Origin of the sequence: Nocardioides alkalitolerans, assembly GCA_038184435.1 — a bacterium.
GTDB lineage: Bacteria > Actinomycetota > Actinomycetes > Propionibacteriales > Nocardioidaceae > Nocardioides > Nocardioides alkalitolerans_A.
This window is the reverse complement of the sequence record CP116227.1, coordinates 424933-444699: the sequence shown is the minus strand read 5'-3', so window position 1 is coordinate 444699 and position 19767 is coordinate 424933. Positions and strand designations below refer to the sequence as shown.

Here is a 19767-nt window from a genome sequence, read left to right as displayed (position 1 = left end):
CTAGAGACCCGGTGCTCCCCAGAGCGCCAGCCAACGCTGCAGGCTCTCCTCGACGGGGAGCTCGCCGGCCAGCTGGTCGCGCACGTTGATCTCCAGAAGGTTGTCACGCTGCTGGGGTCCGGTGGGCGCGAACGGGTAGAAGGTGCCCTGCTTGTAGAGGTACACGAGCCCGACCGCGCGGCCGTCGGCGCCGGCGAAGCCCACGACGGAGCACAGGAGTGCCGGCCCGAAGCCCTGCTCCTCGAGCAGCACGTTGACGGCGTGCAGGTCGGTGCACAGGCCGGCGACGTCCTCCGGGTCCCGGCGGACGACCAGCCAGGTGAACCCGAAGTCGTCCACGGTGCGCTCGACCGGCGGCGTGCGCGGGTCGGCCTCGAGCAGCGCCTCGATGTCGTGCTGCGTCGCCGCGAAGGCGGCGCCCTCGGCGGCGCGGAAGCAGACCGAGCCCACTCCGGTCGCCCGCATCCCGAGCCCCGTCTCGAGGGTGATCGCCGCGCTCGGCACCCCGAACAGCGCGTCGAGGTTCGCCTGCCGGGGCGCGCGGCGGCCCCGGATCGCGTCCCAGAATCCCATCGTCGTCCCGCTCAGGCGCCCGGACCGGGCCGGCTCAGGTCGGCCTGGATGCGCGCCAGCTGCTCGAGCCGCTGCTCGAGGGAGGGGTGCGTCGAGGTGAGGGTCGACAGCGACGCCCCGCTGATGGCGGGGGCGATGAAGAACGCGTTCATCGCGCTGGTCGTGCGCAGGTCGCGCTGCGGGATGGAGGCCATCTCGCCCGTGATCTTCTGCAGCGCCGAGGCGAGCTTGGCCGGCTTCATCGTCAGGTACGCACCCGCACGGTCCGCGCACAGCTCGCGGTAGCGCGACAGCAGGCGCGTCAGGAAGAAGCTGATCGCGTAGACGACGAGCGAGACGACGAGCGCCACCAGCAGCAGGGCGCCGCTGTTCTTGTCGTTGCGGCTCCGCCCGGCGCCGGAGAAGGCACCGAACTGCGCACCCCGCGTCACCATGCCGGCGACGATGCCGGCCGACGAGGCGATGGTCATGACCATGACGTCCCGGTGGGCCACGTGGGACAGCTCGTGGGCGAGCACCGCCTCGAGCTCCTCCGCGTCGAGGCGGCGCAGGATGCCGGTCGTCACGCAGACGACGGCCCGGTTGGGCGAGCGTCCCGTGGCGAACGCGTTGGGGATGTCCATGTCGGCGACCCCGACGCGCGGCTTGGGCATGTCCGCCAGCGCGCAGAGCCGGTCGATCATGCCGTGCAGCTCCGGGGCCTCCTGCGGGCTGACCTCGCGGGCCCGCATCGCCCGCATGGCCATGGTGTCGGAGGTCCACCACTGGAAGAAGGCGATGGCCAGTCCCGCGATGCCCACGACCATCGCGAGACCCGGGCTCCGCACGGCCACCATGAGGGCGACCACGAGGGCGACGAACAGGCCGCCCAGCAGGAACATCACCAGCGTCATCCGGGCGGTCAGCCCGGAGTCGTGGAGGAAGCGCGTGCGCGCCATCGGCGACCCGGCGTCAGCCGGGGATCAGGCCCTCGTCACCCAGCATCTCCCGCACCTCGTCGATCGAGGCGTCCTCCGGGGGCAGGATGAGGTCGGACTCGTCGAGCGACTCCGGGTCGTGGGGCACGCCCTCCGCGCGCACGCCGGCCAGCAGGGCCGCGAGCGCGGGGCGGAAGGCCGCCTCGTCGCCGTCCTCCACGGCCTTCTCGACCGCGTCGTCGAGCACGTTCAGCGACTCGAAGCAGGCGTCGGTGATGTCGAACTGGCCCTCGCCGAGGATGCGGACGATCATGCCTGCCCGCCCTCCTTCTGCTTCTGGGCCTCGCCCTGCAGGATGTCGCCGCTGCCGGCCCCACCCTCGATGGCCTGGGGCGAGGACGGGGCGGAGAGACCCTTCAGCGCCGCGAGCTCCGCCTCGACGTCGGCGGACGAGCTGAGCGCGTCGAGCTCGCGGGCGATGTCGTCGCCGCGGTTGAGGGACGAGGCGTCGTCGAGCGCGCCGGAGGCGAGCAGCTCGTCGATCGCGCCGGCGCGCGCCTGCATCTGCGCCGTCTTGTCCTCGGCCCGCTGGATGGCCATGCCGACGTCGCCCATCTCCTCGCCGATGCCGGACATCGCCTCGTTGATGCGCGTCTGCGCCTCGGCGGCCGTGTAGGTCGCCTTGATGGTCTCCTTGCGCGTGCGGAAGGACTCGACCTTCGCCTGCAGGCGCTGCTGGGCGAGAACGAGCTTTTCCTCCTCGCCCTGGAGCTGCGTGTGCTGGGTCTGGAGGTCGGCGATCTGCTGGCCGAGGCCCGACTTGCGGGTCAGCGCCTCGCGCGCCAGGTCCTCGCGCCCGACCTGGATGGCCTTCTGCGCCTGGTCCTGGAGCTTGTCGGCCTGCTGCTGGAGCTGGTTGATCTGCAGCTCGACCCGCTTGCGGCTCGTGGCGACGTCGGCGACACCGCGTCGTACCTTGCTCAGGAGCTCGATCTGGCGCTGGTAGCTGTAGTCGAGCGTCTCGCGAGGATCCTCGGCACGGTCGAGGGCCTTGTTCGCCTTCGACCTGAAGATCAGGCTCATGCGCTTCATCAGACTCATCGGGGTGCCTCTCCTCGAACGGCTCGCGACCTGAGCGGACGATCGGCCGCGACGACGCGGCCGGCCGCCGCTGCGGCTTCCCGCTCCACACTAGGGGCAAACCTCAAGCGGGGGCGACACCGGTGCCGGGCTCCGCGGAGGGGGCCGACCGCTAGGATGCGCACGTGTGGCGCGCCGGTGCGGCGTGCCCGTCCCGCCCGATCCACCGGTCCGCCGCGCGGGCCGCTCGTCCCGTGAGGCCCCGTTGTTCCGTCGCAGCTCCACCGCCAGCGAGAAGTCCACCCCCTCCCCCGCGGAGGAGGTCGCCGCCGGCGACGCACCGCGCCCCGGGGGCAAGGGACGCCCCACCCCGTCGCGGCGCGAGGCCGAGGCCGCCGCCCGTGCCCGCGCCAAGCCCGCGCGCTCCCGCAAGGAGCTGAACGCCAAGGCCCGCGAGGAGCGGATGGCCCGGCAGAACAAGGTCCGCGAGGCCATGCGCACCGGCGACGACCGGTTCATGCCCGCGCGCGACCGCGGTCCCCGCAAGCGGTTCGTCCGCGACCTCGTCGACACCCGCTTCGGGTTCACCGAGCTCGTGCTGCCGCTGATGCTCCTCTCGCTGGTGCTCCAGTGGTCGGGTAACGCCAGCATGGTCAGCGCGGGCTACCTCATCTTCACCGCCCTGCTGCTGCTCATCGTGCTCGACCTGACCTGGCTGCGGATCCGGCTGGCGCGCGAGGCCCGCAAGCGTCTCGAGGACCCCTCGGCGAAGGGCCTGATGTTCTACGCGGTGACGCGCTCGATGCAGATCAAGCCGCTGCGCCTGCCCAAGCCGCAGCGCAAGATCGGTGAGCGGATGGCGGACACCTACCGGTGACCGACCACGGCGTGCGGGTCGCCTGGGCCCGCGACGCCGAGGCGCTGGCCGAGCTGCAGCTCGCCGCCTGGACGGAGCGCCTCACCGCGCCCCACGCCCTTCCCGAGGCCTCCGACGTCGCCACCGCCTGGCGACGCTCGCTCACCGCCCCGGGCGACGCCCGGCTCCGCGTGCTGGTCGCCCTCGAGGGCGACCGGCTCGTGGGATACGCCGTGGTCGGCCCCGATCCCGACCCCGACGCCTCGCCGGCTCGTGACGCCCAGCTGGCGGAGATCGCGGTCGCGCCCTCGGCGCGCGGCCGCGGGCACGGCTCCCGCCTCCTCCACGCCTGCGTCGACACCTGGCGCGCCGACGGTTTCGAGCACGCCACCGCCTGGCTCGAGTCGACCGACGACCCGCGGCGCGCGCTCCTCGCCGCGGCCGGATGGGCGCCGGACGGGGCGCACCGGGCGCTCGCCGACGAGGACGGCACCGAGGTGACCCAGGTCCGCCTGCACACCTCCCTGGTCTGAGGTGAGCCCGCGGATCACCCCGAGGGAGGTTGGTCTCCGCGGCCCGATCGGGCATGATGTGACCCCCGTCACCCATTCAGACCCGAGGAGGAAGCGCGTGCTCGGTCCCCTGCCCCGGCGTCACCGCCACCTCCTCGTGCTCGTCGCCCTCGTGGCAGGCGTGGCCGCCGGTCTGCTCGCGGGCATCGGCAGCGCCGTACCGGTGGTCGTGCCGACCGGCCTGGCCGCGGGGATCGCCGCCGGCCTGCTCGCCGCCGTCGTGCTCGTGCGCGACCCCCACCACGGCTGACGGGCCCGACCGACCCGACCGACCCGACCGACCCGACCGACCCGACCGACCCGACCGACCCGGGGGACCGGGCGACCCGGCCCGCGCCCGGGCGACCGCGTGACCTAGCCTCGCGGGGTGCCCGACCCGACCGCCGAACGCCGCGCCCTCGTGCGTCAGGGTCTCGCGATCGGGGTCGCGACGGGCCTCTACGGCACGTCCTTCGGCGCCGTGGGCGTCGCCTCCGGCCTGAGCGTCCTCCAGACCTGCGCCCTGTCGTTCCTGGTGTTCACGGGCGCCTCGCAGTTCGCCTTCGTGGGCGTGCTGGCCGCGGGCGGGTCGCCGTGGTCGGGCGCCGCGACCGGGCTCATGCTGGGCGCCCGCAACACGCTCTACGGGCTCGGTCTCGCCGACCGCCTCCGGTGGCGCGGACTTCGCCGGGCCGGGGCCGCCCAGCTCGTGATCGACGAGTCGAGCGCCGTCGCGACCGTCCAGGACGACCGGCCGCTGGCACGGCTCGGCTTCCTCGTCACCGGCGGCGCGGTGTTCGTGCTGTGGAACCTCATGACCTTCGTCGGCGCCCTCGCGGGCACGGCCCTCGGCGACCCCCGCACCTTCGGGCTGGACGCCGCCGTGGGCGCCGCGTTCCTCGCGCTGCTCTGGCCCCGGCTCGCCGACGGGTCCGCCGTCGCCGTGGCGCTCGCCGCCGGGGCCCTCGCGCTGGCCCTGGTGCCGTTCACGCCCGCCGGGGTGCCGGTGCTCGCCGCGGCGTCCGTCGCCGTGGTCGCCGCGCTCCTGCCCACCCGAACGCCGCCGGGGTCCGGGGCGTCCGGGGCGTCCGGGGCGTCCGGGGCGGCCGCATGAGCTCGACGTGGGCGGCGATCCTGGTGCTCGCCGGCGGTTGCTACGCGCTCAAGCTCGCGGGCCTGTCCCTGCCGTCCGGGGTGCTGGAGCGACCGCTGGTGCGGCGCATCGCGCTCACCCTGCCCGTGGCCCTGCTCGCCGCGCTCGTCGCGGTGCAGGCAGCGGCGGACGGCGCCCGCCTGGTCGTCGACGCACGCCTGGCGGCGCTGGCGGTGGCCGCCGTCGCGCTGACGTTGCGCGCGGGCTTCCTCGTCGTCGTCGTGCTCGCGGCGGCCACGGCCGCCGGGCTGCGCGCCGCCGGGCTCGGCTGAGGGTCAGTCGAGCTCGAGCAGGTGCTCGAGACCGACCGTGAGGCCCGGGTGGTCGGCGATCGCGCGGACGCCCAGCAGCACGCCCGGGGCGAACGAGGCGCGGTCCATCGAGTCGTGGCGGATGGTGAGCGTCTCCCCCGGTCCCCCCAGCACGACCTCCTGGTGGGCGATCATCCCGCGGATCCGCAGGGCGTGGACACGGACGCCGTCGACGTCGGCCCCGCGCGCACCCTCCAGCCCGGTGGACGTCGCGTCGGGCATGGGCGGGCTGCCCGCCGCCCGGCGGGCGGCGGCGACCAGCTCGGCGGTGCGCCGGGCCGTGCCCGAGGGGGCGTCGGCCTTCGTGGGGTGGTGCAGCTCGACGATCTCGACGGAGTCGTAGAAGCGGGCGGCCTCGGCCGCGAAGCGCATCATCAGCACCGCGCCGATCGAGAAGTTGGGCGCGATGAGCACGCCGGTGGCCGGCGCGTCGGCCAGCCAGCCGCGGAGGGTCGCGAGCCGGTCGTCGTCGAAGCCCGTGGTGCCCACGACCGCGTGGATGCCCTGCGCGATGCAGAACTCCAGGTTCGCCATCACGACGTCGGGGTGGGTGAAGTCGACGACGACCTGCGCCCCGTTGGTGCGCAGCACGTCGACATCGTCACCGGCGTCGACCTCCGCGACGAGGGCCAGGTCGTCGGCCGCGTCCACCGCGGCGCAGATCTCCCGACCCACCTTGCCCCGCGCGCCGAGCACGCCGACACGGAGGGGGCTGGACGTCGTCGTACCCGCTGCGTTGTCGCTCACGAGGCCCCAACCTAGGGCACGCGGGACGCCGCAGGGCGAGGCGGTCGGTGCAACCGCTCCGGCGAGGTGGCAGGCTGTACCGCATGAGGCAGCAGACCATCCCCGCGCGCATCCGCTGGGGCGTGGACGTCATGGACGTCCAGCCCGGCGACCAGCTGCTGGAGATCGGTTGCGGTCCCGGCGCGGCCGCCGAGCTCGTCTGCTCCCGTCTCGAGTCGGGCAAGCTGTTCGCGATCGACCGCTCGGAGTCGGGGGTGGACCGCACGAAGCGACGCTGCGCGCAGTACGTCGAGGCGGGGCGCCTCACGGTGCGCCAGATCGACCTCGCGACGCTGCGCGTGCCGGTCAAGCGGCTGCACAAGGCCTTCGCGTTCAACGTCAACCTGTTCTGGGTGCGCCAGGCCACCGACGAGATCGCCCTGCTCCACGAGAAGCTGCTGCCCGGCGGCCGGGCGTACCTCTTCTACGAGGCGACCATGCCCGAGGGCAGGGCGCGCGTCATCGAGGCCGCCACGACCGCGCTGGCCGACGGCGGGTTCCGCGTGTCGGTGCTGCAGAGCCAGCAGCCCGCCGCGTTCGCCGTCATCGGCCAGCGCGTGACGGCCCAGGACTGAGCGGGCTGAGCCGGGACCGGCGAACCGGCCCCGGCTCCAGCACCGGCACGGGTCTCAGCCGGGGCGGACGACCGCCAGCACCTCGGGCCCCCGCAGCACCTCCGCCGCGAGCGCGGCGACGTCCTCCGGCGTGACCGCGTCGATGCGGGCGATGACGGCGTCGACGTCCAGCAGGCGGTCGCCGATGATCTCGGCCTTGCCGAGGCGGTGCATCCGGGAGGCGGTGTCCTCCAGCCCCATGACGAGCCCGGCCCGCAGCTGGCCGGCCCCGCGGCGTACCTCGTCGGCGTCGAGACCACGCTCGGCGACGACCTCGAGCTCGCGGCGCACCACGTCGAGCGTGGCGTCCAGCTTGGACGGCAGCACCCCGACGCCGACCCCCACGAGGCCTGCGCCGACGTGCTGGGTCGTGAAGGAGTAGACCGAGTAGGCCAGGCCGCGGCGCTCGCGCACCTCCTGGAACAACCGCGACGACGTGCCGCCGCCGAGCCCGGTGGTGAGGATGCCCATCGCGAAGCGGCGCTCGTCGCCGCGAGCCAGGCCGCGGCGACCGAGCACCACGTTGACCTGCTCGAAGCCCCGCTCGGCGACGATCGTGCCGGCGTTGACGGGCTGCGCCGCCGGCCGCGCGGGCGCGTGCAGGAGCGGCGCCGGGACCGGGTCGGCGACCTGGTCCAGGAACCCGCGGCGGCCGAAGGCTGCGAGCACGAGGCGCACCACCTCGTCGTGGTCGACGTTGCCGGCCGCGGACACGACGATCCCGGGGGCCCGGTAGTGCGTGCGCCAGAAGTCGCGCACCTGCTCCGCCGTGAGGGCGGCGATCGAGTCCTCCGTCCCGGCGATGGGCCGGCCGTACGGCGTGTCCCCCCACGCCTGCTCGGCGAACAGGTTGTGCACCACGTCGTCCGGGTCGTCGTCGTGCATCGCGATCTCGTCGAGGATCACCTCGCGCTCCGCCTCGACGTCCTCGTCCGTGATCACCGAGGAGGTGAGCATGTCGCCGAGCACGTCGACGGCGAGCGGCACGTCGGTGTCGAGCACCCGCGCGTGGAAGCACGTGTACTCCTTCGCCGTGAAGGCGTTCACCTCCGCGCCCACCTCGTCGAGCTGCACCGAGATGTCGAGCGCCGACCGCGTGTCGGTGCCCTTGAAGAGCACGTGCTCGAGGAAGTGCGAGCCGCCGTGGAGCGCCGGGGTCTCGTGGGCAGAGCCCACGCCGATCCAGACGCCGATCGCGGCGGACCGCACGCCCGCCACGTGCTCCGTGACGATCCTCAGCCCGCTGGGGAGCACCGTGCGTCGCACACCCGCGGGCAGCGGCTGCAACGCGACCGGCCGGTCAGCAGGGAGCTGCTGACCGGCCGGGGCGTGCTCGTGGAGCGAGGTCACTCGGCGGAGTCGCCACCCTCGGCGTCCGCCGCGGGAGCGTCCGCGTCCTCGACGACCGGGACCAGCGACAGCTTGCCGCGGTCGTCGATCTCGCCGATCTCGACCTGGATCTTCTGGCCGACCGAGACGACGTCGTCGACGGACTCGACGCGCTTGCCGTCGTTGAGAGCCCGCAGCTTCGTGATGTGCAGCAGGCCGTCCTTGCCCGGCATCAGGGCGACGAACGCACCGAAGTTCGTCGTCTTCACGACGGTGCCGAGGTAGCGCTCGCCGACCTCGGGCATCGTCGGGTTGGCGATCGCGTTGATCGCGGAGCGGGCGGCCTCGGCGGCCGAGCCCTCGTTGGCACCGATGTAGATCGTGCCGTCGTCCTCGATCGAGATCTGGGCGCCCGTGTCGTCCTGGATCTGGTTGATGACCTTGCCCTTGGGGCCGATGACCTCGCCGATCTTGTCGACGGGGATCTTCACGGTGATAATCCGCGGCGCGGTCGAGGACATCTCCGCCGGGGCCTCGATGGCGCCGGCCATGACGTCGAGGATCGCGAGACGGGCGTCGCGGGCCTGCGTCAGGGCGCCGGCCAGGACCTGCGCCGGGATGCCGTCGAGCTTGGTGTCGAGCTGCAGCGCCGTGACGAACTCGCGCGTGCCGGCGACCTTGAAGTCCATGTCGCCCATCGCGTCCTCGGCGCCGAGGATGTCGGTGAGCGCGACGTACTGCGTCTGGCCGTCGACCTCACCGGAGATGAGGCCCATCGCGATGCCCGCGACCGGCGCCTTGAGCGGCACGCCGGCGTGGAGCAGGCCGAGCGTCGAGGCGCAGACCGAGCCCATCGAGGTGGAGCCGTTGGAGCCCATGGCCTCGGAGAGCTGGCGGATCGCGTAGGGGAACTCCTCGCGCGACGGCAGCACCGGCAGGAGCGCGCGGCGGGCGAGCGCACCGTGGCCGATCTCGCGGCGCTTGGGCGAGCCGACGCGGCCCGTCTCACCGGTGGAGAACGGCGGGAAGACGTACTTGTGCATGTAGCGGCGGTGCTTCTCCGGCGACAGCGTGTCGAGCTGCTGCTCCATCTTGAGCATGCCGAGGGTGGTGACGCCCAGGATCTGGGTCTCGCCGCGCTCGAAGAGCGACGAGCCGTGGACGCGCGGGATCACGCCGACCTCGGCGTGCAGCGGCCGGATGTCGGCGAGGCCGCGCCCGTCCATGCGGACCTTGTCGCGCAGCACGCGCTCGCGCATGAGCTGCTTGGTCAGCGAGCGGAACGCGGCGCCGACCTCCTTCTCACGACCCTCGAAGTCCGCACCGATCTTCTCGACGAGCTCGGCCTTGACGGCGTCGAGGCGCTCCTCGCGCTCCTGCTTGCCGGCGATGGTCAGCGCGGCGGCGGTCTGCTCGGAGACGGCGCCCTCGACCGCGGCGTACACGTCGTCCTCGTAGTCGAGGAAGATCGGGAAGTCGACGACCGGCTTCGCGGCGGCCTTGGCGAGCTCCGCCTGGGCCTCGACGAGCTGCTTGATGAAGGGCTTGGCCGCGTCGAGACCGCCGGCGACGACCTCCTCGGTCGGCGCCTGCGTGCCGCTGCGCACCAGGTTCCAGCTGCCCTCGGTGGCCTCCGCCTCGACCATCATGATCGCGACGTCGCCGGTCTCGGTGACGCGGCCGGCGACGACCATGTCGAAGACCGCGTCCTCGAGCTGCGTGTGCGTCGGGAACGCGACCCACTGGCCCTCGATGAGGGCGACGCGCACGCCGCCGACGGGGCCGGAGAAGGGCAGGCCCGAGAGCTGCGTCGACATCGACGCGGCGTTGATCGCGAGCACGTCGTAGGGCGCGTCGGGGTTGAGCGCCATGACGGTGATGACGACCTGGACCTCGTTGCGCAGGCCCTTCTTGAAGGTCGGGCGCAGCGGGCGGTCGATGAGCCGGCAGGCGAGGATCGCGTCCTCGCCCGGGCGCCCCTCGGAGCGGAAGAACGAGCCGGGGATCTGGCCCGCGGCGTACATCCGCTCCTCGACGTCGATCGTCAGGGGGAAGAAGTCGAAGTGGTCCTTGGGGTGCTTGCCCGCGGTGGTGGCGGACAGCAGCATCGTGTCGTCGTCGAGGTAGGCCGTCACGGAGCCGGCGGCCTGACGGGCCAGCAGGCCCGTCTCGAACTTGATGGTGCGCTTGCCGAAGCGGCCGTTGTCGAGGACGGTCTCGACCGCCGAGATGACGGGGCCGGCAGGAGTGGTCTCGGTCAAGGAGATCCCTGTTCTGTGTGCGGAGCGAGCCGCGATGCCCACCCGGCACTCGCCGCGTGGTGGCCGTCCGCGCACGGCGGGGCCGGTAGTAGTGGTTCCCGCGGTGCTGCGTGCCGGTCTTCGATCGAGGCCCGCGGAGCATCCGGGCGGCCTCCGTGAGGAGGCCACCGGGGATCCGAGGGCCACTACCGAGGACCGGGCCGGACGGTGCGGGCCGCTCCTGGTGTGGATGGAACTCAGTCGATCAGTGGTGCAGGTGGTGCGGTGGTGCACCGGCTCCGACCTTAGCGGGTCGTCCCGCCGAAGTGGAGCAGGCCGGATGCAGCAGGAGCGGCCGCCCGGGCTGGGCGACCGCTCCTGGCGCGATCAACGACGGAGGCCGAGGCGCTCGATGATCGAGCGGTAACGGTTGATGTCCGTCTTGTTCAGGTAGTTGAGCAGGCGGCGACGCTGGCCGACGAGCAGCAGCAGACCACGACGGCTGTGGTGGTCGTGCTTGTGCTGCTTGAGGTGCTCCGTCAGGTGCGAGATCCGGTGGCTCAGCAGTGCGATCTGGACCTCGGGCGAGCCCGTGTCACCGGGCGTCGTGCCGTACTCGGCCATGATCTTCTTCTTGGTCTCCGCATCGGTTCCGATCGACATGCGGGCTCCTCTCGCTCGTTGCGCGGCGCGCCGGGGCCTGTCCACCCGGGCACTACGATCCGCGGCCGTTCTGACGGCAACCGCAGAAAGGTAGCAGCCCCCGGGGAGGCCCCCCAAAACGCCGGGACCAGCCGGGATCAGCCGGGATCAGCCGACGAGCACCGCGCGGGCCGCGGCCCGCGCCGCCGTCGGGTCGACCGCCCCGAGCACCGCGTCGGCCGCCTCCCGGCACTGCTCCGCCGTCACCCGCGCCAGCTGCGCCCCGACCGCGCGCACGGCGCTGGGCGCCATCGACAGCGACGTGATGCCCATGCCGACGAGCGCGCAGGCGAGCAGCGGGTCCGCCGCCGCCTCGCCGCAGACGCCGACGGGCTTCCCGGCCTGCTGGCCCGCCGCCGCCGTGATGGCGACGAGGTGCAGGACAGCGGGCTGCCAGGGGTCGGTGAGGTGGGCGAGGTCGCTGGCGAGCCGGTCGGCGGCCATCGTGTACTGCGTCAGGTCGTTGGTGCCGATCGAGAGGAAGTCGACGACCTCGAGCACGCGGTGGGCGAGCACCGCGACGGCCGGGACCTCGACCATGGCGCCGGCCTTGAGCCCGCGGGCGTGGACCTGCTCCGCGAAGGCCTCGGCCTCGTCGCGGGTCGCGACCATCGGCGCCATCACCCACGCCTCCACGCCGGTCGCGGCCGCCGCGTCGGCGACGGCGTCCAGCTGGTGGGTGAGGAGGCCGGGGTTGTCGGCCGCGAGCCGGAGGCCGCGGACGCCGAGCGCCGGGTTCTCCTCCCCCTCGTGGGTCGCGAAGGCGATCGGCTTGTCGGAGCCCGCGTCGAGCGTGCGGACGACCACGTGGTGGCCGGCCTCCGCGTACGGCGCGAAGACGGCCTTGTAGAGCTCCGCCTGCTCCGCGGTGGTGGGCTCGGTCGGGCGGTCGAGGAAGGAGAGCTCCGTGCGGAACAGGCCGACGCCCTCGACGGGCTCCTCCGTCGCCGCCCGGGCGGACGCCGGGTCCGCGACGTTGGCGAGGAGCTTGACGCGCACGCCGTCGCTGGTCGCCGCCGGCCCGGTCCAGGCCGCGGTCGTGGCGCGGAGCTCGGCGTCGTCGCGCACCCGGCGCTCGGCGGAGGCGGGGTCGGGCCGCACCTCGAGCACGCCGGCCGTGCCGTCGACCAGCACGTCGACGCCCGCCTCGACGGCGAGCACCCCGGCGACGCCGACCACGCAGGGGATGCCGAGCTGGCGCGCGATGATCGCGGTGTGGCTGGTGGCGCCGCCGCGCTCGGTCACCAGGCCCACCACGACCGTCGGGTCGAGCCCGGCCGTGTCGGAGGGGGCGAGGTCCGCGGCGACGAGCACCACGGGGCTGCTCGGCATGACCACGCCCGGCTCCGGCGCGCCGGCGAGCCGCGCCACCAGGCGGCGCTCGATGTCGCGCAGGTCGGTGACCCGCTCGGCCATGAGCCCGCCCTGCTGCTCGAAGAGGGCGACGAACGTGTCGACCGCGGCCTCGACCGCACCGAGGAGGTCGGCCCCCGCCCGCAGCTGCTTGCGGACCGCGGAGCGCAGACCGCGGTCACGGGCGAGGCCCGCGCTGGCGGTCAGCACCTGGGCCGCGGCCCCCTCCACGCGCCCCGCCCGTTCGGAGAACCCGTCGGCGACGGCGGCGGCTGCCGCGTCGTACGCCGCGAGAGCGCCCTCCTCGTCGGCCGGCGCGGCGGCCCGGAACCGGGCCACGGCGGCGGGGTCCACCTCGGTCGCGACCCGCAGCACGGGCGCGTGGGCAACACCCGGGACGACGGGGGTGCCGCGGAGGACGGGGGCGTCGGTGGAGTCAGCAGCGGTGAGCACGCTCACAAATTACCCCCCTACCCCCCTTGACAGTCAACACAATCGGGCATAGAACAACACAAACACAGGTTTCAGCCACATGAACCAAGATCGCCAGGAGGTGAACATGTACGCCGAGGAACGTCAGAACGCGATGGCCCAGCGCATCGCGACGGAGGGTCGGCTCTCGGTCGCGGCCCTGGCGAAGGAGTTCGACGTCACCACCGAGACCGTTCGGCGCGACCTCACCTCGCTCGAGCGCCAGGACCTCATCCGCCGGGTCCACGGCGGCGCCGTGCCGTCCAGCGCGCTGCACGTGATCGAGGCGGGCGTGCAGGACCGGGCACGCACCCGGCCCACGGAGAAGGACGCGATCGCCCAGCGGGCGCTGCGCTACCTCCCGGCGCCCGGCAGCACGATCCTGCTCGATGCGGGCACCACCACCGCGGCCCTCGCCGCGGCGCTCCCGCCGGCACACCGGCTCACCGTCGTGACCCACTCGGTCCCGATCGCCGCCCGCCTCGCCGGGCTGGCGCAGGTCGAGCTGCACGTGCTGCCCGGGCGGGTGCGCCCCACGACGCTCGCCGCCGTCGGCACCGAGACGGTGCGGGCCCTCGACCAGCTGCGGGTCGACGTCGCCTTCGTCGGCACCAACGGGGTGTCGACCGACCACGGTCTCTCGACGCCCGACGCGGACGAGGCGCACGTCAAGGCCGCCATCGTGGGCGCGACCCGTTCGGTCGTCGTGCTCGCCGACGGCAGCAAGATCGGCGAGGAGCACATCCGCCGCTTCGCCGCGATCGAGGACGTCGACACGCTGGTCACCACCGGCGACGCCGACGACGACGAGCTGGAGGCCCTGCGCGCCAGCGGACTGGAGATCGACCTCGCATGATCCTCACCCTCACCCCCAACCCGAGCGTCGACGAGACGATCGCGCTCTCCGAGCACCTCGAGCGCGGCGCCGTGCACCGCGTCGCGACCACCACGTCGCAGTCCGGCGGCAAGGGCGTCAACATCTCGCGCGCCTCGGTCGCGGCCGGCGAGCCGTCGGTCGCGGTGCTGCCCGCCGACGCCGACGACCCGTTCGTGCTCGAGCTCGCGGCCAGCGGCATCGAGCTGCGCGCCGTGCCGACCGGGGGCGCCGTGCGCGTCAACGTCACGATCGCGGAGCCCGACGGCACCACCACCAAGCTCAACAGCCCCGGCACGGAGATCTCCACCGCCGTGCTCGAGCGGCTCACCGCCGAGCTCGAGGACCTGGCGGCCACCGCCGACTGGACCGTGCTCGCCGGGTCCCTGCCGCCGGGGGCGCCCGTCGACTGGTACGCCGCGCTCGCCGCCCGGCTCCGGGCCCGCGGCACCCGCGTCGCGGTCGACACGAGCGACGCCCCGCTGAAGGCGCTCGTCGCGGCCCTCCCGGGCTCCGCTCCCCACCTGATGAAGCCCAACGCGGACGAGCTCGCCTCGTTCACCGGGCTCGACGCAACGACGCTCGAGGCGGAGCCGGAGGCCGCGGCGGGAGCCGCGCGCCACCTGCTCGACCGCGGCGTCGACACCGTGCTCGCCACCCTCGGTGGCCACGGCGCGGTCCTCCTCGAACGGGGCGTCGACGGCACCGTCGGCGCCTGGCACGCGTCCCCACCGCCGACCACCGTGGTCAGCACCGTGGGCGCGGGCGACTCCAGCCTCTTCGGCTACCTGCTCGGCCACCGGCGCTCCCTGCCCCCGCAGGAGCGCCTGGCCCTCGCCGTCGCGTACGGCAGCGCCGCCGCCGGGCTCCCCGGCACGACCATCCCCCACCCCGACCAGGTCCGCCCGGACCTGGTCATCACCCGCACCGTCCAGTTCACCCGAGGTGACGCATGACCCACGACACCAGCCCCGCGCTGATCACGCCCGACCTGGTCCGGCTCGACGCCGACCTCGGGACGGACAAGGACGGCGCCATCCGTGCGCTCGTCACGGTCCTGGCCGACGCAGGTCGCGCCCGGGACGCCGCCGTCGTGCTCGACGACGTCATGGCCCGCGAGGCCAAGTCGAGCACCGGCCTGCCCGGCGGGATCGCCATCCCCCACTGCCGGACGGCGGGTGTCGAGCACCCGACGCTCACCTTCGCGCGGCTGGCGCCGCCCGTGGACTTCGGCGCGAAGGACGGCGCCGCCGACCTGGCGTTCCTCATCACCGCGCCCGAGGGCGGCGGCTCGCTGCACATGAAGATCCTGCAGCAGCTCGCCCGCGCGCTCGCCAAGCCGGCGTTCACGCAGGCGCTGCGCGCCGCGACCACGCCGGAGGAGGTCGTGGCCGCCGTCGAGTCCGCCGTGACGCTGCCCGCCGAGGCCGCCGCTCCTGCCGCCGCCCCGGCCGCTGCCGCCGCGTCGTCCACGCCGCCCTCGATCGTGGCGGTCACCGCCTGCCCGACCGGCATCGCGCACACCTACATGGCGGCCGAGGCCCTCGAGGCCGCCGCCGCTCGCGCCGGTGTCACCATCCACGTCGAGACGCAGGGCTCCGCCGGCTCCACGCCGCTGGCCTCCTCGGTCATCGCCGCCGCCGACGCCGCGATCTTTGCGGTGGACGTCGGGGTGCGCGACCAGGGCCGCTTCGCGGGCAAGCCCCTCGTGCGCTCCTCGGTCAAGCGGCCGATCGACGACGCCGACGCCATGATCGCCGAGGCGCTCCGCGCCGCCAGCGACCCGTCCGCGCGCCGCGTCGAGGGCGGCTCCGGCAGCTCCGCCGGCGACGACGACCAGGCGACCGAGTCGTGGGGCGGGCGCACGCGCCGCGTGCTCATGACCGGTGTGTCCTACATGATCCCGTTCGTCGCGGCCGGCGGCCTGCTCATCGCGCTCGGCTTCCTGTTCGGCGGCTACGACATCACGAACGCGTACGGCGCGATCGCCGTCGACCACACCCTCACCAACCTGCCGAACCCGGCCGACTACGGCCTCGAGCACGTGCTCTTCGACTCGGGCCTCATGGCCTACCTCGGCGCCCTGCTCTTCATCATCGGCAAGACCGCCTTCATGTTCTTCATCCCGGCGCTGTCGGGCTACATCGCCTACGCGATCGCCGACCGCCCGGGCATCGCCCCCGGCTTCATCGTCGGCGGTCTCGCGATGAACATCTTCAACGTGACCGACGGGGCCGAGCAGGCCACGTCGCTCCCCGCGACCGGCTTCCTCGGCGCGATCGTCGGCGGTGTGCTCGCCGGCGTGATCGCCCACTGGCTCGCCGTGCGCAAGGTGCCCAGCTGGCTCCGCGGCCTCATGCCGGTGCTGATCATCCCGCTCGTCACGTCGGTCGTCGCCGGCCTGCTGATGATCATGGTGCTCGGCAAGCCGATCAACTGGCTCATGACGAACCTAACCGACGGCCTCAACTCGCTCTCCGGCTCCAACGCGATCCTGCTCGGCGTGATCCTCGGCCTCATGATGGCGTTCGACATGGGCGGCCCGCTCAACAAGGTCGCGTACAGCTTCGCCGCCGTCGGCGTCGGCTCCGCGAGCCTCGCCAGCGACGCCCCCGAGCTGAAGATCATGGCCTCCGTCATGCTGGCCGGCATGGTGCCCCCGATCGCCCTGGCCCTCGCCACGGTGCTGCGCCCGCGCCTCTTCACGCAGGCGGAGCGCGAGAACGGCAAGGCCGGCTGGCTGCTCGGCGCCTCCTTCATCACCGAGGGCGCCATCCCGTTCGCCGCGGCCGACCCGCTGCGCGTCATCCCCTCGATCATGCTCGGCAGTGCCGTCACCGGTGGTCTCTCGCAGGCCCTCGACGTCACGGTCCGTGCGCCCCACGGCGGCATCTTCGTGCTCTTCGCGGTCGGCAACGTGCTCGGCTTCCTGATCTCGCTGGCCGCCGGCACCGTCGTCGCGGCCCTGGCCGTCCTCGCGGCGAAGACCTTCTTCGGCGCCACCCCGGCCGCCGTCGCGGGCGACGTCGACACCGACCCGGCCATCCCGCTCACCAGCCCGGAGACCGCCCGGTCCCGCCGGGCCACCGCCTCGGCCTGAACCGACCGAGCACACCCAGGAAGGGAACGACATGCCCACCGTGACCGCCGTCGTCGGCTCCGCCGACGGACTGCACGCCCGCCCCGCCGGCCTCATCGCCGACGCCGCTGACGAGCTCGACGCCGACCTGACGATCGGCCTCCCGGGCGACGAGCCCGTCGACGCCGCCTCCGCCCTGATGATCATGACGCTGGGCGCCGGCAAGGGCGACACCGTCGAGGTCGCCGGCGACGACGAGGCGGCCGTCGCCGCGATCGTCGCGCTGGTCGAGAAGGACCTCGACGCCTGATCCGCGCCTGACGCGAACGGCCCGCACCCCTCGGGTGCGGGCCGTTCGTCGTGCGGGCCCGTCCGGGCCCCCTGGTCGGTTCACGTCCACAGCGGTCGGTTCCCCGGTCAGCCGGGGAACCGACCACTTTGACCATCAAATTTGATGGTCAAAGCGGCGTGTTCCCCGGCTGACCGGGGAAAGTGTCGGCCCCGCTCAGCCCAGCAGGGCGCGGGCGCGCTCGACGTCGTCGGCCATCTGCGCGACGAGGGCGTCGACGCCGTCGAACCGCACCATCCCGCGGAGGTGCGCGACGAACGAGACCTCCACCTCGACGCCGTACAGCTCCAGGTCGTGGCGGTCGAGCACGTACGACTCGACGCGCCGCTCCCGGTCCCCCTCGAACGTCGGGTTGGTCCCGACCGAGATCGCCGCGGGCAGCTCCTCGCCGGTGTCGACGCGGCGCAGGCGCCCGGCGTACACGCCGTCGGCGGGAGCCGCGACGAGGGCCGAGGTGGGGACGTTCGCCGTCGGGTACCCCAGCTCGCGGCCACGTTGGTCGCCCTGCACCACGACGCCACGGACCGTGAAGGGCCGGCCGAGCGCCTCGGCGGCCCCCTCGACGTCGCCGGCGGCGAGGCACGTGCGGATGTAGGTGGAGGACCAGACCTGCGGGCCCCCGTCCAGCGCGATGCCCTCGACGACGAAGCCGTCCTGCTCGCCCTGGGCGCGCAGGCTCGCCACGTCGCCCGCGGCGCGCGCGCCGAAGCGGAAGTTCGCCCCGACGACGACACCCTTCACGTGGAGCGCGTCGACGAGGACGCGCTGCACGAACTCCTCGGGCGTCCACGCGGCGACGGAGCGGTCGAAGGGCACCACCAGCGCGTGGTCCACCCCGGCCGCGAAGAGCAGCGAGAGCCGCTCGTCGACCGTGGTGAGGGCGAGCGGCGCGTGCTCGGGACGCAGCACGGCCATCGGGTGCGGGTCGAAGGTGACGACCACGACGTCCTCGACCCCCAGCTCGGCCGCGAGCTCGCGGGCGCGACGCACGACCTGCCGGTGCCCGAGGTGGACCCCGTCGAAGTTGCCGATCACCGCCACGGTGGGACCGATGTCCGCCGGGACCTCGCTCCACGATCGCCACGTCGTCACGGCGCCGATCCTAGACCGCGCGCCCTCGCCGCCCGCGAGCGCGCTCAACAGAACACCGCCACGGCGCGCGCGGCCCCGTCGCGCGGCTCGTAGAGCGCCAGGAACTCGCCATCGGGCGCGAACAGCGCCGTCAACCCCTCCAGCGGTACGTCGAGCGCGCGGCCCACGCGGACCGCCCCGGCCTCGCGCGGGTCGAGGTCGCGAGCCGGGAACGCGGCCCGGGCCGCGTCGGCGAGGGGCAGCGCGACGTAGTCCTCCTCGAGCTGCTCGAGGGTGCGCGCCTGCGCGAGGCCGTAGGGCCCCACCGCGGTGCGGCGCAGGGCCGTGAGGTGCCCGCCGAGCCGGAGGGCCGCCCCGGCGTCGCGCGCGATCGCGCGGACGTAGGTGCCGCTCGAGCACCGCAGCGTGACGTCGACGTCGACGACGTCCACCCCGTCCGCGTGCAGACGCCGCACGTCGCCGACCACCAGCTCGTGGACCGTCACCCGGCGCGCGGCCAGGGCGACCTCCTCGCCGTCCCGCACCCGCTGGTAGGCCCGCTTGCCGTCGACCTTGATCGCCGAGACCGCGGTGGGGACCTGGTCGATCTCGCCGATGAAGCCCGCGAGGACCGAGCGCACCGCCGACTCGTCGACCGCCGCGACGGCGCCGGGCTCCGCCGTGGCCGTCACCTCGCCCTCCGCGTCGTCGGTGGTGGTGGCGACGCCGAGACGGATCGTCGCGGCGTACCCCTTCTCCGTCAGCATGAGGTGGCCGAGGAGCCGGGTGGCGCGCCCGATGCCGAGCACGAGCACGCCGGTCGCCATCGGGTCCAGGGTGCCGGCGTGCCCGACCTTGCGCGTGCCGGCCAGCCGCCGCACACGGGCGACGACACCGTGCGACGTGAGGCCCGCCGGCTTGTCGACGACGACGAGACCGGCAGCGGGCTCCGTCATCGCGCGGCGTCGTCCCCGTCGAGGTCGTCCTCGAGGTCGTCGTCCTCGTCCCGCGGCTTCTTGTACGGGTCCTCCTCGCCGGCGTACGCCGAGCCCCGCGCGGCCGCGACGGCCTCGTCCTGCGCCTTGGCGCGGGCGAGCACCTCGTCGAGCTGGCGCGCCGACTCGGGCAGCGCGTCGGCGATGAACTCGAGCGTCGGGACGTGGCGCATCCCGAGCTGCTTGCCGAGCTCGGAGCGGATCAGGCCCTTCGCCGACTCGAGCGCCGCCGCCGTGCCCGCGAGGTCGTCCTGCTCGCCGAGCACCGTGTAGAAGACGCTCGCGTGCTGGTTGTCGCCCGTGACCCGGACGTCGGTGATGGTGACGAAGCCGAGGCGCGGGTCCTTGAGCCGGCGCTCCAGCATCTGGGCCACCACGACCTGGACCCGGTCCGCGATCCGCCGCGATCGGGGGTTGCTCATCTCGTTCTCTCCTGTGTCGTGGAAACCGACCGCGGGCCGGG

22 protein-coding genes are annotated in these 19767 nt (G+C 73.8%); 10 read left to right on the top strand and 12 right to left on the bottom strand.

Annotation, left to right across the window (positions count from 1 at the left end):
- From PIR53_02170 to PIR53_02155, 4 genes are read right to left on the bottom strand one after another with little or no spacing between them, the layout of a single operon-like run.
- Nucleotides 1-573 (bottom strand): hypothetical protein, encoded by a 573-nt coding sequence (locus tag PIR53_02170; protein ID WZH52812.1) that lies wholly within the window; start codon nucleotides 571-573, stop codon nucleotides 1-3.
- 11 nt (nucleotides 574-584) lie between these two features.
- Nucleotides 585-1511: a zinc metalloprotease HtpX gene (gene htpX, locus PIR53_02165; GenBank protein WZH52811.1), complete on the bottom strand. Its 927-nt coding sequence runs from the start codon at nucleotides 1509-1511 to the stop codon at nucleotides 585-587.
- 13 nt (nucleotides 1512-1524) lie between these two features.
- The gene (locus tag PIR53_02160; protein ID WZH52810.1) at nucleotides 1525-1803 is read right to left on the bottom strand and encodes a hypothetical protein; all 279 of its coding nucleotides are present in this window, start codon (nucleotides 1801-1803) and stop codon (nucleotides 1525-1527) included.
- Nucleotides 1800-2591, bottom strand: a complete 792-nt coding sequence (locus tag PIR53_02155; GenBank protein WZH52809.1) for a PspA/IM30 family protein — start codon at nucleotides 2589-2591, stop codon at nucleotides 1800-1802. Before PIR53_02155 ends, PIR53_02160 begins: the two co-directional genes overlap by 4 nt.
- A gap of 244 nt (nucleotides 2592-2835) precedes the next feature.
- Here PIR53_02155 and PIR53_02150 point away from each other — a divergent pair, with 244 nt between their 5' ends.
- From PIR53_02150 to PIR53_02130, 5 genes are all read left to right on the top strand, one after another.
- Nucleotides 2836-3447 carry a DUF3043 domain-containing protein gene (locus PIR53_02150; protein ID WZH52808.1) on the top strand — a complete coding sequence of 204 codons (612 nt, stop codon included), beginning with the start codon at nucleotides 2836-2838 and terminating at the stop codon, nucleotides 3445-3447.
- Nucleotides 3444-3959: a GNAT family N-acetyltransferase gene (locus tag PIR53_02145; GenBank protein ID WZH52807.1), complete on the top strand. Its 516-nt coding sequence runs from the start codon at nucleotides 3444-3446 to the stop codon at nucleotides 3957-3959. Before PIR53_02150 ends, PIR53_02145 begins: the two co-directional genes overlap by 4 nt.
- Before the next feature lie 97 nt (nucleotides 3960-4056).
- Nucleotides 4057-4248: a hypothetical protein gene (locus tag PIR53_02140; GenBank protein ID WZH52806.1), complete on the top strand. Its 192-nt coding sequence runs from the start codon at nucleotides 4057-4059 to the stop codon at nucleotides 4246-4248.
- Between the two features lie 117 nt (nucleotides 4249-4365).
- Complete coding sequence (locus tag PIR53_02135) at nucleotides 4366-5091, top strand: AzlC family ABC transporter permease (GenBank protein WZH52805.1); 726 nt, start codon at nucleotides 4366-4368, stop codon at nucleotides 5089-5091.
- On the top strand, nucleotides 5088-5402 hold the full coding sequence (locus PIR53_02130; protein ID WZH52804.1) for an AzlD domain-containing protein: 315 nt from the start codon (nucleotides 5088-5090) through the stop codon (nucleotides 5400-5402). The genes PIR53_02135 and PIR53_02130 overlap by 4 nt, the downstream gene beginning before the upstream one ends.
- Nucleotides 5403-5405: 3 nt before the next feature.
- Here the strand turns inward: PIR53_02130 and dapB are convergent, their stop codons facing one another.
- Nucleotides 5406-6188, bottom strand: coding sequence for a 4-hydroxy-tetrahydrodipicolinate reductase (dapB, locus tag PIR53_02125; GenBank protein ID WZH52803.1), 783 nt, complete (start codon nucleotides 6186-6188; stop codon nucleotides 5406-5408).
- Nucleotides 6189-6271: 83 nt separating this feature from the next.
- Between dapB and PIR53_02120 the strand changes: the two genes are divergently transcribed.
- The gene (locus PIR53_02120; GenBank protein WZH52802.1) at nucleotides 6272-6802 is read left to right on the top strand and encodes a class I SAM-dependent methyltransferase; all 531 of its coding nucleotides are present in this window, start codon (nucleotides 6272-6274) and stop codon (nucleotides 6800-6802) included.
- Nucleotides 6803-6856: 54 nt separating this feature from the next.
- Here the strand turns inward: PIR53_02120 and PIR53_02115 are convergent, their stop codons facing one another.
- The 4 genes from PIR53_02115 to ptsP all read right to left on the bottom strand — a co-directional run bounded on the left by PIR53_02115 (nucleotide 6857) and on the right by ptsP (nucleotide 12924).
- On the bottom strand, nucleotides 6857-8191 hold the full coding sequence (locus PIR53_02115; protein ID WZH52801.1) for a pitrilysin family protein: 1335 nt from the start codon (nucleotides 8189-8191) through the stop codon (nucleotides 6857-6859).
- Entirely contained in the window at nucleotides 8188-10431 is a 2244-nt protein-coding gene (locus tag PIR53_02110) for a polyribonucleotide nucleotidyltransferase (GenBank protein ID WZH52800.1), read from the bottom strand. The genes PIR53_02115 and PIR53_02110 overlap by 4 nt, the downstream gene beginning before the upstream one ends.
- Nucleotides 10432-10797: 366 nt before the next feature.
- Nucleotides 10798-11073 (bottom strand): 30S ribosomal protein S15, encoded by a 276-nt coding sequence (rpsO, locus tag PIR53_02105; protein ID WZH52799.1) that lies wholly within the window; start codon nucleotides 11071-11073, stop codon nucleotides 10798-10800.
- Nucleotides 11074-11220: 147 nt separating this feature from the next.
- Nucleotides 11221-12924, bottom strand: coding sequence for a phosphoenolpyruvate--protein phosphotransferase (gene ptsP, locus PIR53_02100; protein ID WZH52798.1), 1704 nt, complete (start codon nucleotides 12922-12924; stop codon nucleotides 11221-11223).
- A 73-nt stretch (nucleotides 12925-12997) separates the two neighbouring features.
- Here ptsP and PIR53_02095 point away from each other — a divergent pair, with 73 nt between their 5' ends.
- Genes PIR53_02095 through PIR53_02080 form a run of 4 tightly spaced genes read left to right on the top strand, consistent with a single transcriptional unit; the run spans nucleotide 12998 to nucleotide 17199 of the window.
- Nucleotides 12998-13792 (top strand): DeoR/GlpR family DNA-binding transcription regulator, encoded by a 795-nt coding sequence (locus PIR53_02095; GenBank protein WZH52797.1) that lies wholly within the window; start codon nucleotides 12998-13000, stop codon nucleotides 13790-13792.
- On the top strand, nucleotides 13789-14766 hold the full coding sequence (locus PIR53_02090) for a 1-phosphofructokinase family hexose kinase (GenBank protein ID WZH52796.1): 978 nt from the start codon (nucleotides 13789-13791) through the stop codon (nucleotides 14764-14766). The genes PIR53_02095 and PIR53_02090 overlap by 4 nt, the downstream gene beginning before the upstream one ends.
- Nucleotides 14763-16910, top strand: coding sequence for a fructose-specific PTS transporter subunit EIIC (locus PIR53_02085; protein WZH52795.1), 2148 nt, complete (start codon nucleotides 14763-14765; stop codon nucleotides 16908-16910). Before PIR53_02090 ends, PIR53_02085 begins: the two co-directional genes overlap by 4 nt.
- Before the next feature lie 31 nt (nucleotides 16911-16941).
- The gene (locus PIR53_02080) at nucleotides 16942-17199 is read left to right on the top strand and encodes an HPr family phosphocarrier protein (GenBank protein WZH52794.1); all 258 of its coding nucleotides are present in this window, start codon (nucleotides 16942-16944) and stop codon (nucleotides 17197-17199) included.
- A 195-nt stretch (nucleotides 17200-17394) separates the two neighbouring features.
- On the opposite strand, the gene PIR53_02075 is transcribed toward PIR53_02080, so the two are convergent.
- Genes PIR53_02075 through rbfA form a run of 3 tightly spaced genes read right to left on the bottom strand, consistent with a single transcriptional unit; the run spans nucleotide 17395 to nucleotide 19726 of the window.
- Nucleotides 17395-18330, bottom strand: coding sequence for a bifunctional riboflavin kinase/FAD synthetase (locus tag PIR53_02075; GenBank protein ID WZH52793.1), 936 nt, complete (start codon nucleotides 18328-18330; stop codon nucleotides 17395-17397).
- 44 nt (nucleotides 18331-18374) lie between these two features.
- The gene (truB, locus tag PIR53_02070) at nucleotides 18375-19265 is read right to left on the bottom strand and encodes a tRNA pseudouridine(55) synthase TruB (protein WZH52792.1); all 891 of its coding nucleotides are present in this window, start codon (nucleotides 19263-19265) and stop codon (nucleotides 18375-18377) included.
- Complete coding sequence (gene rbfA, locus PIR53_02065) at nucleotides 19262-19726, bottom strand: 30S ribosome-binding factor RbfA (GenBank protein WZH52791.1); 465 nt, start codon at nucleotides 19724-19726, stop codon at nucleotides 19262-19264. Before rbfA ends, truB begins: the two co-directional genes overlap by 4 nt.
- Nucleotides 19727-19767: the final 41 nt, after the last annotated feature.

Bases quoted from the DNA above. Each gene is read 5' to 3' on its own strand.
- htpX (WZH52811.1), bottom strand. From the start codon at position 1,511: ATGGCGCGCACGCGCTTCCTCCACGACTCCGGGCTGACCGCCCGGATG.
- PIR53_02155 (WZH52809.1), bottom strand. From the start codon at position 2,591: ATGAGTCTGATGAAGCGCATGAGCCTGATCTTCAGGTCGAAGGCGAAC.
- truB (WZH52792.1), bottom strand. From the start codon at position 19,265: ATGACGGAGCCCGCTGCCGGTCTCGTCGTCGTCGACAAGCCGGCGGGC.
- rbfA (WZH52791.1), bottom strand. From the start codon at position 19,726: ATGAGCAACCCCCGATCGCGGCGGATCGCGGACCGGGTCCAGGTCGTG.
- PIR53_02160 (WZH52810.1), bottom strand. From the start codon at position 1,803: ATGATCGTCCGCATCCTCGGCGAGGGCCAGTTCGACATCACCGACGCC.
- PIR53_02085 (WZH52795.1), top strand. From the start codon at position 14,763: ATGACCCACGACACCAGCCCCGCGCTGATCACGCCCGACCTGGTCCGG.
- PIR53_02130 (WZH52804.1), top strand. From the start codon at position 5,088: ATGAGCTCGACGTGGGCGGCGATCCTGGTGCTCGCCGGCGGTTGCTAC.
- rpsO (WZH52799.1), bottom strand. From the start codon at position 11,073: ATGTCGATCGGAACCGATGCGGAGACCAAGAAGAAGATCATGGCCGAG.
- PIR53_02120 (WZH52802.1), top strand. From the start codon at position 6,272: ATGAGGCAGCAGACCATCCCCGCGCGCATCCGCTGGGGCGTGGACGTC.
- PIR53_02170 (WZH52812.1), bottom strand. From the start codon at position 573: ATGGGATTCTGGGACGCGATCCGGGGCCGCCGCGCGCCCCGGCAGGCG.
- PIR53_02095 (WZH52797.1), top strand. From the start codon at position 12,998: ATGAACCAAGATCGCCAGGAGGTGAACATGTACGCCGAGGAACGTCAG.
- PIR53_02090 (WZH52796.1), top strand. From the start codon at position 13,789: ATGATCCTCACCCTCACCCCCAACCCGAGCGTCGACGAGACGATCGCG.
- PIR53_02080 (WZH52794.1), top strand. From the start codon at position 16,942: ATGCCCACCGTGACCGCCGTCGTCGGCTCCGCCGACGGACTGCACGCC.